Origin of the sequence: Flavobacterium glycines, assembly GCF_900100165.1 — a bacterium.
Lineage (GTDB): Bacteria > Bacteroidota > Bacteroidia > Flavobacteriales > Flavobacteriaceae > Flavobacterium > Flavobacterium glycines.
Genome location: NZ_FNEO01000001.1, coordinates 1835433 through 1851593 on the forward strand (window position 1 = coordinate 1835433; position 16161 = coordinate 1851593).

Annotated in this window: 9 protein-coding genes; 4 read left to right on the plus strand and 5 right to left on the minus strand. The window is 33.7% G+C overall.

Annotation, left to right across the window (positions count from 1 at the left end):
* Nucleotides 1–127: 127 nt before the first annotated feature.
* Nucleotides 128–586: an RNA methyltransferase gene (locus BLR17_RS07440; protein WP_066324788.1), complete on the minus strand. Its 459-nt coding sequence runs from the start codon at nt 584–586 to the stop codon at nt 128–130.
* 508 nt (nt 587–1094) lie between these two features.
* Between BLR17_RS07440 and gyrB the strand changes: the two genes are divergently transcribed.
* The 4 genes from gyrB (at nt 1095) to BLR17_RS07460 (ending at nt 9578) form a co-directional block, all read left to right on the plus strand.
* Nucleotides 1095–3035: a DNA topoisomerase (ATP-hydrolyzing) subunit B gene (gyrB, locus tag BLR17_RS07445; protein WP_066324786.1), complete on the plus strand. Its 1941-nt coding sequence runs from the start codon at nt 1095–1097 to the stop codon at nt 3033–3035.
* A gap of 90 nt (nt 3036–3125) precedes the next feature.
* Nucleotides 3126–4061, plus strand: coding sequence for a malate dehydrogenase (gene mdh / locus BLR17_RS07450; protein ID WP_066324784.1), 936 nt, complete (start codon nt 3126–3128; stop codon nt 4059–4061).
* A 220-nt stretch (nt 4062–4281) separates the two neighbouring features.
* Nucleotides 4282–7254, plus strand: a complete 2973-nt coding sequence (secDF, locus tag BLR17_RS07455; RefSeq protein ID WP_066324782.1) for a protein translocase subunit SecDF — start codon at nt 4282–4284, stop codon at nt 7252–7254.
* A 188-nt stretch (nt 7255–7442) separates the two neighbouring features.
* Nucleotides 7443–9578, plus strand: a complete 2136-nt coding sequence (locus tag BLR17_RS07460; RefSeq protein ID WP_083189169.1) for a T9SS type B sorting domain-containing protein — start codon at nt 7443–7445, stop codon at nt 9576–9578.
* Nucleotides 9579–9616: 38 nt separating this feature from the next.
* On the opposite strand, the gene BLR17_RS07465 is transcribed toward BLR17_RS07460, so the two are convergent.
* Genes BLR17_RS07465 through BLR17_RS07480 form a run of 4 tightly spaced genes read right to left on the minus strand, consistent with a single transcriptional unit; the run spans nt 9617 to nt 16140 of the window.
* Nucleotides 9617–10711: a hybrid sensor histidine kinase/response regulator gene (locus tag BLR17_RS07465; RefSeq protein ID WP_066324778.1), complete on the minus strand. Its 1095-nt coding sequence runs from the start codon at nt 10709–10711 to the stop codon at nt 9617–9619.
* Complete coding sequence (locus BLR17_RS07470) at nt 10698–11261, minus strand: chemotaxis protein CheB (RefSeq protein ID WP_066324777.1); 564 nt, start codon at nt 11259–11261, stop codon at nt 10698–10700. The genes BLR17_RS07465 and BLR17_RS07470 overlap by 14 nt, the downstream gene beginning before the upstream one ends.
* The gene (locus BLR17_RS07475) at nt 11258–12070 is read right to left on the minus strand and encodes a CheR family methyltransferase (protein ID WP_066324776.1); all 813 of its coding nucleotides are present in this window, start codon (nt 12068–12070) and stop codon (nt 11258–11260) included. Before BLR17_RS07475 ends, BLR17_RS07470 begins: the two co-directional genes overlap by 4 nt.
* Complete coding sequence (locus BLR17_RS07480) at nt 12067–16140, minus strand: response regulator (protein WP_169817140.1); 4074 nt, start codon at nt 16138–16140, stop codon at nt 12067–12069. The genes BLR17_RS07475 and BLR17_RS07480 overlap by 4 nt, the downstream gene beginning before the upstream one ends.
* Nucleotides 16141–16161 lie beyond the last annotated feature (21 nt).

Here is a 16161-nt window from a genome sequence, read left to right on the forward strand (position 1 = left end):
AAATCAATAGCAATATCAATTGCAAATTCAAATTTCCAAAGCGGCATGTAAATGTTTGTTTTGGAAATTTGTGTTTTATAGCTTTTTTAAATTGAGATTGATTTTTGAAATTGATATTGTAATTGTTTTACGACCTCGGTTTATTGCGACCTCTGTCGTAAAGAACAATGCTTCCGGCAACAGAAACATTCAGGCTTTTTTCAGATTTGAATTTTACTAAAAAATGGCATTTTTCAATCGCTTGTTTGGAAAGACCATTGTCTTCGGCACCTAATAAATAAACACAACGTCTTGGGTGTTCAAAAGTTTCTAAGTCTTCGGCTCTGTCATCTAATTCAACGCCAACCAAACGTGCGCCTTTAGGCAGGTTTTTGAAAAAATCTTCAAAAGTCTCATAATGGAAATAAGGCATCGATTTTACAGCGTTGTGGGTATCGCAGGCTTGTTTGGCGTATCGGTTTCCGATAGTAAAAATAAAACTGGCGCCCAGGTTTTGCGCTGATCGCCATAATACACCTAAGTTTTCAGGAGTTTTTCCGTTTTGGATTCCTATACCAAAGAATTCTGTTATAAAATTATCATTCATGAGGCAAAAATACAAACTGTTATTAGATTGTCAAATCTTTGATTTGGTTAAAATAACAATTGAATCCTGTTAATTTTAAATCTAAACTCGATTATTAATTGTTATTAAAACATTTCGCTCCTAAGGAGCTATAGAAAACTTAATACTTGTTGGTTTCTATAAATATTTTGCCACTCTGTGGCTTACATTAGTTTTGCATTTCACAATATTAAAACTCCGTAGGAGTGTGCTATTTATAGAAAATAAATTGCTGTATTATCTGAGCTCCATAGGAGCGAAATGTATTATTAATCGAGTTCAGGTTTTAAATTTTCAAAATTTGTTTTATAGTTCTTGAAATTGTTATTGATATTGAATTTTGCTATTGTTCTTGAAATTGAATTTTGTTGTTGAAATTGACATTTTTTGTTGATAACTTAGGGTGTTAAAAGCCTATTTTATACGGTATATAATCGGCGTTTTTATATATTTGCGTGTTAGACAAAAAATTACATTTAGAATAAATTATATGAGCGAAGAAATTAAGAACAATTATTCAGCAGATAGTATTCAGGCATTAGAAGGAATGGAGCACGTAAGGATGCGTCCATCGATGTATATTGGTGATGTTGGGGTTCGTGGACTTCATCATTTAGTTTATGAGGTGGTAGACAACTCTATCGATGAGGCGATGGGAGGTCACTGTGATACTATTAGTGTTTCTATCAATGAGGATGGTTCGATTACTGTAGAAGATAATGGACGTGGTATTCCGGTAGGGATTCATAAAAAAGAAGGAGTTTCGGCACTTGAGGTTGTAATGACTAAAATTGGTGCGGGAGGTAAATTCGATAAGGATTCTTATAAAGTTTCCGGAGGTTTGCACGGGGTTGGAGTTTCCTGTGTGAATGCTTTGTCAACACATTTAACAGCTACTGTTCATAGTAGTGATGGTAAAATTTACCAACAGGAATATGAAAGAGGTAAAGCTTTGTATCCGGTAAAACAAATTGGTGATACAACTAAAAGAGGTACGATTGTAACTTTTTACCCTGATCCGGTAATTTTTACGCAAACTACGGAGTATTCTTATGATACTTTGTCGGCTCGTATGCGTGAGTTGGCTTTCCTGAACAAAGGAATTACAATCCATTTTTGTGATAAAAGAGAATTGAATGAAAAAGGAGAGCCTGTTGGTGAAGTTTTTCATTCGCAAGAAGGATTGAAGGAATATATTCGTTATTTAGATGGAAATCGTGAGCCTATTATTGGGCATGTGATTTCGATGGATAATCCAAATGCGGAAATTCCTGTTGAGGTAGCATTGATTTATAATACAAGTTATTCTGAGAATATTTTTTCTTATGTAAATAATATTAATACTCACGAAGGAGGAACGCATTTACAAGGTTTCAGAATGGGGCTTACCCGTTCGCTTAAGAAATATGCCGATGCTTCTGGGATGTTAGAAAAATTAAAATTTGATATTTCAGGAGATGATTTCCGTGAGGGTTTAACTGCGATTATTTCTGTAAAAGTGGCTGAGCCTCAATTTGAGGGACAAACAAAAACCAAGCTTGGAAACAGAGAGGTAGTTTCTCCTGTAAGTCAGGCGGTGAGTGAGATGGTGGAAAATTATTTGGAGGAAAATCCAAATGATGCTAAAATCATTGTTCAAAAAGTAATTTTGGCAGCTCAGGCACGTCATGCGGCTAAAAAAGCCCGTGAAATGGTGCAGCGTAAAACCGTGATGGGTGGCGGTGGATTACCTGGGAAATTATCAGATTGTTCAGAGCAGGATCCGGCAAAATGTGAAGTATATCTTGTCGAGGGAGATTCGGCGGGTGGAACTGCTAAACAAGGGCGTGATCGTAATTTTCAGGCTATTTTGCCATTGCGTGGTAAGATTTTGAATGTGGAAAAAGCGATGCACCACAAGGTTTTTGAAAACGAAGAGATTCGAAATATCTTTACAGCTTTGGGTGTGACAATTGGAACAGAGGAAGATAGTAAAGCTTTGAATATTTCGAAACTGCGTTACCATAAAGTAATCATCATGTGTGATGCCGATGTCGATGGTAGTCACATTTCTACTTTGATTTTGACCTTCTTCTTCCGTTTTATGAAAGAATTAATCGAAGAGGGGCATGTTTATATTGCGGCTCCGCCTTTGTATTTGGTTAAAAAAGGAAATAAGAAAGAATATGCATGGAATGATGTACAGCGTGATCAGGCTAATGAAAGAATGGGAGGGAGTGCTAATATTCAACGTTATAAAGGTCTTGGAGAGATGAATGCGGAGCAGTTGTGGGAAACTACAATGGATCCAAATTTCAGAACGCTGCGTCAGGTAACTATTGAAAGCTTAGCGGAAGCTGATCGTGTTTTCTCTATGTTAATGGGGGATGAAGTGCCGCCACGTAGAGAATTTATCGAGAAAAATGCGGTTTATGCTAATATTGATGCATAAAAAATGATTTATTCGGTGGTTATTTTGAGTAATAAATTGTAGATTAGCATTAATCAATCAGTTTTTACTTAACCGAATAAACGTTAAAATATGAAAGTTACTATTGTAGGAGCAGGAAATGTTGGAGCAACCTGTGCAGATGTTATTTCTTATAGAGGAATTGCGAGTGAAGTAGTATTGTTGGATATCAAAGAAGGTTTTGCCGAAGGAAAAGCTTTAGATATTATGCAGTGTGCTACGGATACGGGATTCAATACCCGAGTTATCGGAGTTACCAATGATTATTCAAAAACCGCTAATAGTGATGTGGTTGTGGTAACTTCGGGAATTCCAAGAAAACCGGGGATGACTCGTGAGGAATTGATAGGAATTAATGCAGGGATAGTAAAATCGGTTGTTGAAAATATTCTAAAGTATTCTCCGGAGACTATTATTGTGATGGTTTCTAATCCAATGGATACAATGACGTATTTAGCATTGAAATCAACTGGTTTGCCGAAGAACAGGATTATAGGTATGGGTGGTATTTTAGATAGTTCCCGTTTTAGAACCTATCTTTCTCTGGCTTTGGATAAACCGGCAAATGATATTTCAGGAATGGTTATAGGTGGTCATGGAGATACAACTATGATTCCGTTGACACGATTAGCTTCTTATAATGGAATACCTGTTACTCAATTTTTAAGTGAGGAGGTTTTGCAAAAGGTTGCAGCAGATACGATGGTAGGCGGGGCAACGCTTACGGGGCTTTTGGGAACGTCAGCCTGGTATGCTCCGGGAGCATCAGTAGCTTTTTTGGTAGACAGTATTTTGAATGATCAAAAAAGAATGATCGCCTGCTCTGTATATGTTGAAGGTGAATATGGTCAAAATGATATTTGTATAGGAGTGCCTTGTATCATTGGTAAGAATGGGGTAGAGGAGATAATTGATATCAAATTAGATGATAAAGAAAAAGCTTTGTTTGCTAAGAGTGCTGATGCAGTTAGGGCAATGAATGAGGCTTTAAAAAGTGTTTTAGCTTAACTTTTTTCACATATAAAAGTGAAGACTGCAATTTTGCAGTCTTTTTTTTGAGATTAATTAATAAATAAATTGGTTAATCTTAACCAGAATTATATATTTGCTCGGTTTAAAAAAAGATTTGAAGCTGTTTTTATTCTGTTTGTGAAAAGAAAAACAGCTAAAGTATTGGTTTTGAGGCTTGATGAAAAAATAAATTTAAAATAATTAATTTTTAGTAATAATGCAGAATAAAGGACTTATTAAATTTTTCGCAATTCTATTTGCATTGGTAAGTATTTACCAACTCACATTTACTTTTGTTGCCAACAATGTCAAAAGTGAAGCTAAAGCTTTTGCAGGAGATAATCCTGATAAAGAGCTAAAATATCTAGATTCTATTGGTAAAATCAGTGTGTTAAATCTTGGTTTCACCGAATTTACTTATGATGAGGTAAAAAACAAACAATTGAATAAAGGTCTTGACTTAGAAGGAGGAATTAATGTTATTCTTCAAATTTCTATTAAAGATGTATTGAAAGGATTATCTAATAATTCTAAAAATCCTGTATTTAATAAGTCATTAGCTGATGCAACTGCTAATTTAGAAGGGAATAAAAACTATTTAGATAAGTTTTTCGAAGCTTTTGAGGCTAATTCAAAAGGAACTGTAAAATTAGCTTCGCCAGATATTTTTGCAAACAGAAGTATGCAGGGAGAAGGTGGAGTAGATTTTCAAATGACAGATGCTCAGGTTCAAAAAGTAATTAAAAGAAAAGTGGGTGAGTCTATCGAAAGTGCTTATAAAGTATTAAGAGAGCGTATCGATAAATTTGGAGTTACTCAGCCAAATATCCAAAAATTAGGGGAGTCTGGAAGAATTTTAGTAGAACTTCCGGGAGCTAAAGATGTGGATAGAATTAAAAAATTATTAGGTGGAAAAGCTCAATTAGAGTTTTGGGAAACTTATAAAATGGAAGAAATTGGTAACTTCCTGTTAGCTGCTAATGAGACTTTGAAAAAGACTGTAGCTGCTAAAACTGAAGCTAAACCAGTTGTTAAAGATTCATTGAGTGCTTTATTGACAGATACTAAAGATTCTGCAACTACCAAAAAAGGAAATAATCCATTATTGGATAAAATGATTGGTCAGGGAGGAGGTCCGGTTCTTGGACTTTTTTCTCCAAAAGATACAGCTGTTATCAACGGTTATTTTAAAAGACCAGATGTTAGAATTTTATTAGCTGCTGATCAGCATTATGCAAAATTTGTTTGGAGTAAGCCAACAAATTTAACATCTAAAGATGGTAAACAAATTGAAGCTGTTGAATTATATGCTTTAAAAGGAAACAGAGACAATGTGCCAGCCATGAACGGAGGTTTGGTAACTGATGCAAATGATACTTTTGATCAAATGGGGAAACCTGCTGTTTCTATGCAAATGAATCCTCAGGGAGCTAAAATCTGGGAAGAATTGACAGGAAGAGCTTTTACTCAAAAAAGTTATATAGCAATTGTATTGGATAATGTGGTTTATTCAGCACCTGGAGTTTCCAGTGGGCCAATTGCAGGTGGAAGATCTGAAATTACAGGTTCTTTTGATATTACAGAAACTAAAGACTTAGCAAACGTATTAAATGCTGGTAAATTACCTGCTTCTGCAGATATTATCCAATCTACAGTAGTTGGACCATCTTTAGGTCAGGCTTCTATTGATGCAGGTATGATTTCTTCTATCGTAGGATTTTTGTTAGTGTGTTTATGGATGGTGTTTTATTACGGTAAAGCAGGTTGGTATGCAAACTTAGCTTTGTTATTAAACTTACTATTCTTGTTCGGAATTATGGCAAGTTTTGGTTTTGTGTTAACATTACCAGGTATTGCAGGTATCGTATTAACTTTAGGTACTGCGGTGGATGCTAACATCATTATCTATGAAAGAGCTAAGGAAGAATTACGTGAAGGAAAATCCCTTGGAGATGCAGTTATTTCTTCATACGGATGGCATGGAGCAATGCGTTCTATTATTGATGCTAACGTTACTCACGTTTTAACTGGTGCTATTTTGTTTATTTTTGGAACAGGACCTATTAAAGGATTTGCTTTAACATTACTTATTGGTATAGTAACTTCATTATTTACTTCTATTTTTATAGCTAGAATTTTTATTGATAAAAATATTTTAGGAAAAGCTACTTTAACGTTCTCAACTAATATTACTAAAAATTGGTTCACTAATTTCCACTATGATTTTATTAAGATTAAGAAAATTACTTACATCTTCTCTTCAATTGTAGTTATAGTAAGTTTAGTTTCTATTTTCTTTGTAAACGGTTTAGATCAGGGAGTTGATTTTGTTGGAGGAAGAACTTTCCAGGTTAAATTTGAAAAACCGGTAGATGCTGCTGTTATTTCAGATGAATTATCTGCTGCATTCGGAACACCTGTTGAAGCTAAAATTTTAGGTGATGCAGATCAGTTAAAGATTACTACTAAGTATAAAATTAAAGAAGACGGAGTAGCTATTGACGAAGAAGTGAATCAGAAGTTATATGATGCGTTAGCTAAATATTATCCAAATACTTCTTATGATAAATTCATCAATACTTTTGATGGTAAAAAAGTTGGAGTATTGCAGGCTTCTAAAGTTGGAGCTTCAATATCTGAAGATATCAAAACTAATTCTTATTGGGCAGTATTAGGAGCTATGGCTGTAATCTTCTTGTACTTGATGATTTCATTCCGTAAATGGCAGTATTCATTAGGAGCTATTGCTGCTGTAGCGCATGACGTAATCTTTGTATTAGGGATTTATTCATTATGTTATAAATTTATGCCTTTCCACATGGAAATGGATCAGCATTTTATCGCTGCAATTCTTACTGTTATTGGTTATTCGATGAATGATACGGTAATTGTATTTGATAGAATCAGAGAGTTTATCCTTGGTAATCGTAAAGGAACTTTTGAAGAAATCGTTAATGCTTCTATTAATACTACTTTATCCAGAACTTTGAATACTTCATTAATGATGATTATCGTATTATTAACGATGTTTATTTTTGGTGGAGAATCAATTAGAGGATTCATCTTTGCGATGTTGGTAGGTATTGTTGTAGGAACTTATTCATCTTTGTTTATTGCGACTCCTGTATTGGTGGACACTATTTCGAGAGAAGAAAAAACCACAGTGGAGAAACAACATCAGGCAGCATAATCTATATTTAGTTAGAATAATAAAAAAGACCCGGCTTTTGCCGGGTCTTTTTTTGTTCCTATTCAGCTGCTTGGAGAACTATGTTTTTATATTTTGGAATTCCTTTTATTAAAGACGGCTTTTTTAATATATTTACCTAATAATTAGATTTCCCCCAAAATCTCAATTTATTTCTAAAAATTAGAAGAATGAAAAAGAATCTACTTTTATTTGTCTTTGTTTGTCTTACTGATATGTTGTTTAGCATGAGTGTTTTTGCACAAACTCCTGCTCCTACTCCCAATCCAGCGTTTTTATATTATTGTTTAAATGAAACAGCAGTCCCTTTGGCAGCAACTCCATCCGGAGGTGGTACTTTGAGATGGTACACAGTTGCAACTGGAGGAACTTTTTCTACAACAGCGCCAACACCTCCTACAAATGTAGCAGCAACAGGAGGTAGTCCTTTAGTTTATTATGTGACACAAATTATTGGAACTGTTGAGAGTACGCCTAGAACTCCAATAACTGTATATGTGAATCAGAAATTAAGTTTGTATTGTCAAACAGTTACTCCTAATTCAATTAAATTTGATTTTGCCAATACAGGACAAACAAGTTTTACTTATAGTTATACAATTGATGGGGTAGCTCAGCCGCCAGGAACAATTACTTCACCAACTAATTTTACGGTTTCAGGATTAAACGAGGGACAAACAGTAGTGTTCACCCTTACACCTGTAGGAGCTAAGGCTTGTGTGACTACAGAAACTGCCAGTTGTAAAACTACTTGTTCAGCGACAATTAAAACGCCTGATTTTCCTGCTATAGCATCTATGTGCGAAGGAACAATACCTGCGCCGGTTTTAGGTCCTACATCTCCAAACGGAATTACAGGAACCTGGTCTCCGGCCGTCGTTAATACGACTACTCCAGGAACTACAGCCTATATTTTTACACCAAATCCAGTTACATTTCCTTGTGCACTTCCACAAACTTTAAATGTTACTATACTACCAAAAGCAACGCCAGTCTTTAATTCTATTCCATCAACAGTTTGTCAAGGTGCAACTGCTCCTGTATTGCCTTCAACTTCAAATAATGCAACACTTATTACAGGAACATGGACACCAAGTATTGTTAATACTGCAATTCTTGGTCCAGCAACCTATACTTTTACTCCTAATCCGGGTCAATGTGTGGTTGCTACTCCAACCACAGCTACCATTACTGTTTTACCTAATGCTGTAAATCCTAATTTTGCTCCAATTGCTCCAATATGTACAGGAAGTATACCACCAACATTAAATATAGTATCTCCGGCAGGTATTGCAGGTGCTTGGACGCCATCCGTTATTAATACAAGTACAGTAGGTACCGCTACATATACTTTTACTCCAGCTCCTAATCAATGTGCTGTTTCTCAAACTCTAAGTGTAACCGTACTAGCGAAAACAGTTCCAAATTTTGCTCAAATTGCTCCTTTTTGTGCCGGAACTACAGCTCCAACTTTGGCTAACAGTTCTCCCAATGGAGTTACAGGAACATGGTCTCCGGCCGCTATAGATAATTTAGCCAGTGCTACATATGTTTTTACTCCCAATACTAATGAATGTGCTGTGCCTCAGACAATCAATGTTGTAGTCAATCAGCCAATTAATCCTGGGTTTAGTGATTTTTCAATATGTTCAGGGACTTCTGCTCCAACTTTAGTTACTACTTCTCCTAATGGTATTACAGGAACTTGGAGCCCCGGTACGGTTGATAACATGAATAGTGATTCATATATTTTTACTCCTGATCCCGGACAGTGTGCAACTGATCAAACCATAAATGTTACAGTTTTGCCTTCTAATACGCTGGTTGATTTCACCTGGACCGTAACAGATGCTTTTGAAGAGAATCAAAAAATTACGATTTCGGCAACTACAGTCGGAGGCGATTATTTGTATCAATTAGATGACGGCCCTTTACAATCCGGTAATGTATTTGAATATGTATCTTCAGGCTTACATTCGGTTACAGTTATGGATCAAACCGGATGTAGTATGCCAATCACAAAATCAGGGATTTTAGTCGTTAATTATCCAAAGTATTTTACTCCAAATAATGATGGTTATAATGATTATTGGAATATAACAGAGTTAAGTTCACAACCCTATGCTTACATTCGAATTTTTGACCGTTACGGAAAATTTTTGAAACAAATTAGCCCGGGTGGAGCAGGATGGAATGGAACCTATAATGGTCATTATTTACCGGCAGATGATTATTGGTTTGTGATTCATTATTTAGAAAATAATGTAGTTAAAGAATTTAAATCTCATTTTTCATTAAAGAGATAATAAAAAAGGAATTGCCCTGAGCAATTCCTTTTTTGTTTTTAAGCCGGTTTAAGCTCGGAAATTATAAACTCTGAACCTTCTTTGTAATTGGAGTTGAAATGCACTTTTGCATCGTTTCTTTCTGCCAATTTCCGAACTAAGTTCAATCCTATTCCTGTTCCCGAATCTCCTCTTGAAGACTGCCCAAGAGTATAGAACATTTGGAATATTTTTTCTGCCTGACTTTCAGGAATTCCCGGACCATTGTCACTGATAGCTATCTGTAGTAATGCGTCGTCATAGGAAATGGTTATTTCTGTAATTTGTTTGTCATTGTATTTGATTGCATTCGACAATAAATTTTGAATAATTTGTTTGAATGGTACCGATTGAAAACTAATATTGTGATTCAGGTTAAGCTTGTTTATTTTGATGTCGTTGTTTGGATTTATCAGTTTGATAACTGTATTTACTTCGTTAAGGATGTTTAGCGACTCTTTTCCTTCGTTGTTTTCTACGTTTTTAGAATAATGTAATAAATCGTCAATTAGTTTAGACATGGTCATTGCCGATGATTTTACCATATCGAATAAGTCTGTTGCTTCTTCTTTTAAGTCTAACAGATGTTCCTCTTCGATGAATTCAACGAGGGACTTAATATTGTTTAAAGGCGTTTTTAAATCATGGGCGATGATATTGGCAAATTGTTCTAATTCGCCATTTTTTGCAACTAATTTTTCATTTAATCTTTTTAATTCCTGATCGTAATCCCATATTTTCAAGAAAGATTCTACTTTTTTTCGGGTAATTTCAGTGTTTAATGGTTTGAATAAAAAATCTATTGCACCTAATTCATAAGCTTTATTGATGTATTTGTCTTCGTTGCTTATGGCAGTAACAAAAAGCGTTGGAATACTAGCGGTGCTTGGATGTTGTTTGGTGATTTCAACAAATTCATAGCCGTCCATTTCAGGCATTTGTACATCGACTAAAATGAGCGAAATTTTTTCTTTCAATAGTATTTGTAGTCCTTCGTTGCCTGAATTACAAGTTATGATTGTTCTGTCGGGGCTTTCCAGAATACTTTTTAGAGCAATTAAATTAGCGGGTTTGTCGTCTATTAACAAAAGTGTATGTTTTTTAGCGATATTCATTGTTCAAAGTATTTATAATGTTTGTGGTATTTAATTCTTGATGTTTATTACAAATAGTTTTTGCAGCTTTTGGCATAATGTCAAATTCGGCTTCATTACAATCCTGAATAATTGTTTTTCCATTGTTTTCAGCCATAATTTTTAATCCATTTGCGCCGTCATGATTGGAACCGGATAATAAAATTCCGCAACATTTTTCTTTTAATATTGTTGAAAAAGACTCAAATGTTACATCAATTGATGGGCGACTAAAATTAACCATTTCGGATACATCCAGAGAAAAACAAAAATCTTCTTCTAACAGTAAATGATAATCGGAAGGAGCAGTATAGATAAAACTTTTTTGAATTTTTTCCTTGTCCTCTATTTCTTTAACCGAATAATGGGTGTTTTTTTGTAAAATGGCTTCAAATGAAGAAGTAGTATTTTTTAATCGATGTAAAACGATAACAATAGGTATGTTGATGTCTTTGTCTAAATGATTTAAAATAGACAAAATTGTACTAAAAGCTCCCGCTGAACCTCCTATTATTATTAACTCCGGTTTCATTTTATCTTTTGATAAATTTTTTCTTCTCGGTCAATTTCTTTAAAATTCTCATAGACACTACTAAATCGTAAAGATTCTTTTTTTCCAATGGCTAAAAAACCATGTACTGGTAAACTTTCGTAAAAAAGTTCTAACGCTTTGTTTTGTAAATTGTTGTTGAAATAAATTAATACATTTCGACAAAGAATGAGTTGACATTCTTTAAAAACACTGTCGGTAACCAGATTATGATTAGAAAACAGAATGTTTTTTTTCAATTCCGATTGTATCATTGAATGTTTTTCGTCAGAAACAAAATAATTTTTTAAGGATTCTTTCCCTCCACAGTCATAGTAATTCTTAGTGTATTCTTTAAAATTGGCATTGTCATAAATTCCTTTTCTGGATTTTTCTATGGCATTACTGCTAATATCGGTGGCATAAATTCTGCTTTTGTCATACAGATTATTTTCTTTTAATAAAATGTTTAAAGAATAGGTTTCTTCTCCAAAAGAACAACCAGCGCTCCAAATATTAATTTTAGGATAACTTTCCAGATAAGGAAAAACTTTTTGCTGTAAGGATTTAAAAAAACTTGGGTCTCTGAAAAATTCACTTACGTTGACTACAATTTCGTTGATAAAATTTTGAAAAATAGAGGGATTATTAATGAGTTCAAATTTTAAATCAACAGCATTTTTCATGTTATTGATGGTCATAAAACGATTGATTCTTCTAAGTATAGATGCCTTAGAGTAATCCCTAAAATCATAATCAAATTGCTTTTTGATTGTAAAAAGCAATTCGTCCAGTTCGTTTAAATTTATCATTTATAAATCCAAATACTAATTAAAGAAATAAGTTTTTGAATATCAATTGGTTTTGATTGATAGTCAGATGCTCCGGCTTTTAATATTTCATCACGATCGCCTTTCATTGCTTTGGCTGTTAAAGCAATAATAGGCAGGTTTTTCCATTTTGCATTTTCTCTGATTTTTTTAGTGGCTTCAAATCCGTCCATTTCAGGCATCATAATGTCCATTAATACGATGTCAAAATTTTGATGATCTTCCAAAGTATTCAATGCTTCTATTCCGTTAAAAGCGGTTGTTATTATCGCTCCTTTGCTGGTTAAAGCTGCTGATAAAGCATAAATATTTCGGATATCATCATCTACAATCAGAATGTTTTTGTTTTTTAGGATTTCGCCTCCGGCTAAATTTGGAGCTGTTTTGAACTCTGTATTTCCGGTAGTTTCTATTTTGTTTAAAAACAAAAGAATTTCATCTTTTAATCTTTCGGTTACATTATTTGTTTTGATTACAATGCTATCGACACTTTTTTCAAGTTCTAATTGTTCGCTATCCGATAAGTTTTTTCCTGTATTGATAATGATTTTAATGTTCTTATTTTTGGATAGGTTTTTTAATTCAGAAATAGCTTTTACGTTGTCTGAATCAGGTAATCCTAAGTCGATTATGGCACAATCAACCTCTACATTGCTAAGAATGTTTTCGGCTTCAGAACGTGAATAAGCTTGTAAACAAATGGTGTTTTTGTCATTGGCATGAAGCAATTGTTTTATTGAATAGTTTAGTTTTTCATCATCTTCTAAAATCAGTACTTTTTTGAATACTTTGTTAATTTCTTCATCAATGGAAAGGAAAGCGTTTTTAAGTTTTTCGGGAGTAATTGGTTTGACTAAGAAATCAAAAGCTCCCATTTCTTTGGCTAATTTTTCTCTTTTCATTCCTGACATTACGTGTACCGGAATGTGTTTTAATTCAGAATCTTCTTTAAGCCATTTTAAAACCGTCCATCCGTCAATTCCGGGTAATTTCATGTCCAAAATAATAGCCTTTGGATTGTATTTTTTAGCATATTGAAAACCGGTTTCGCCCTGATGGGCAATAATAGCTTTAAATCCATTATTGTGAGCTACCTGAAGCAGAACCTCTGCAAATAAAGGATCATCTTCGATAATTAAAACGGTTTTGTCATCAATATCGGCTAAATTTCGGTCGTCATTTATATTTGCCGAAAGATCTACAAATTCTTCATTTGCTTTCGGATATTCGGACTCTATTTGTGTTTCTTTAGCAACAGTTTCAGGAATTGCAACAGCAATTGGTTCGGTTATAGTAATGTTGTTGTTTTCTTCGTATTTTATAGGAATTAAAACACCAAAAGTACTTCCGTTATTGAGCTGACTGTCAAAAAATACTTCTCCGTTAAGCAATTGTGCTAATTGTTTAGAGATGGATAATCCTAAACCGGTTCCTCCATATTTTCTGCTGGTTGAACTATCGGCCTGCTGAAAACTTTGGAATAATTTCTTCTTGTTTTCTTCGGATATTCCAATTCCATTGTCTTTGATTGCAATGGATAAAATTTCATTTTTGTCCAATAATGACAATTGTGGATTGCTGTAGTTCCAATTTTCTGTCGGAGTATCAAATGTCATGGAAACTGTTCCTCCGTCAGGGGTGAATTTTAAGGCATTTGATAGGAAATTTTTAATGATTTGCTCTATTTTGCCTACATCGCTGTAAATTTCTCTTGGACATTTTTCGGTAATTTCAGTTTCAAGACGAATGTTTTTTTTCTGCATTTGCGTTTTGAAAAGTCCTTCCATATCCGACAAAATTCGCTCTGTGACTGTGTTTTCAGGGTAAATTTCGACTTTTCCGGCTTCGATTTTTGAAATGTCTAAAATGTCATTAATCAGGTCTAATAAGTCTTTTCCGGATGTATTAATTACCGATAAGTTTTCTAATTGTGCATTGGTTAAGTTGCCTGTGGTATTGTCTCTTAAAATATCCGAAAGAATTAAGATACTGTTTAATGGTGTTCTTAATTCGTGCGACATATTGGCCAAAAACTCTGATTTATATTTGCTTGCCTGAGCAATTTCTTCCGATTTTACATTTAATTCTTCCTGAGCAATAACAAGGTCACTGTTTTTCTTTTCAATTTCGTGGTTTTTAATTTCCAGTTCGCGGCTTTTTTCTTCAAGATAAGCATTGGTTTGCTCTAACTCGGCGGCTTGGTTTTTTAGTTCTTCTTCTGATTGTTGCAGTAAAAGGCTGTGTTTGTTGAGCTCTTCGTTGTTTTGTCTTAATTCTTCTTCTTGTACCTGTAAGATGTTATTTTTGCGATTAATTTCTTCGATAGAAATTTTTAATTCTTCATTTCTAATAAAAACAGCGGTAGCATTTCCTAATGAATTCTGTAAATTCTCTAGTAGTTTTTGGTCAGTTTTGGTAAAGTTGTTTAAAGAGCCTATTTCGATAACACCAATAATGGTGTTTTTATATGCAACAGGAGTAATCAAAACATTATAAATAGCTGCTTTTCCTAACGAAGAAGTAAGGAAAGAATATTCTTTGTCTAGATTGTTCAGGCATTTTTGTTCGTTGTTTTTAACTGCTTCGCCAATTAATCCTTCTCCAAAAGCAATTGTTTTAGGACTGTTGTCGTCATCGGCATAACTGCCAATTTTGATTAGATTGTCTTTCTTATCAATGTAATCGATGGTGTAAAAAGTAGCCTGACAGGCATTGGTTTGATGGCTTAGAATTTTACTGATATTGGCACCAAAATCATTGATTTCTTTAGAAGTTATAATAGCGTTATTTATCTCGATAATATTTTTTTCTAATAAACTGTTGGCTTCTGCCTGATCTTTAAGACGTTTTAATTCTAAAGACATGTCGTTTAACGACTCGTTTAAAGTATCTGATTTACTTCTGATTTTAATAGTATCACCAAGATGACCTGAACTGATTTTTGTAGCCAAATCGATTTGTTCCTTTATTGCATCAGTTAGTTTTTCCATTGAAATTCTGATGGAGTTCAGTTCAATATTACCGGATAGTTGGTAATGCCGTTGGGTATTACCTGTTGCAATTTTTTCTATGGCATAAGCAATTGTATTGAGCGAATTAGAAGTATTACGGATTAATTTATAAACTAAAAATCCAGTTATTAATAATAGTAATGAAAAAGATATTAATGCAATGATTGTACTTAAAACTGTTGCGCTTTTTTCCTCTTGTGCGGTTTGAATAATATAATTGAGTTTTTCAATTTTTAGAACATTGAGTTTACTGTTCACAGCAGTTGACTGTGTCCACCAATTTTCGGGTGTAATTGTAGAATTGTTGTTAAGTACAGCGTCGGCTGTGGTTAAAAAAGATTGAAATTCGGCAGATTTTTTATATCGAATTATAGCATCATTAATTTTAAGTTCGTTATAATTTTCTAATTTAAAATCAGCATTTTTATTTAGGTTTTTTATATTGTCATAATAGCCATATAAATCATTATGAATAGTGTCATCAGTCAATTTGTCGAATACAATAGCTCTGATTAAGTTGGCAGCCGATTTGGAATCTATATAAGATTTAAAATTATTAGCTAGTTTGCCTAAATTGGAATTATCACAATTTGCAATTTCTCTTTCTATTAAATTATTCAAGATGTTGTTTAAAGCCGAATATTCGTTAAAAATATTTAATGAAGATTTGGCAGCATCTTGCTCGGTATTGTAATGGATAGTATTAATGATTTTTCTGGCTTCTTCAATATTTTTGAGAACAACACTGTCGGTAGAATTTATTTTAGAAAACCATTCTAATGTTTTTGTCTCACTGAGTTTTAATTCCTCTTTTTTATTGAGATTAAATTTTGAATATTCGCTTAATGTTCTTTCGTTATTAATTAACATTATACCTTCAGCAAAAACAGCAATATTCTCAATTCGTTTGCTACTGTTCTCAATTCTTAAATTTTTTTGATAGGTATCGTTAATGTTAACAATAGTAAAATACAATAATCCAGAAACGGGTATTAAAAGAATTAGAATTAATTGTTTTTTAAAGGATAAATTTCTCCACATATGAGGCAGATTGTAGGTTAG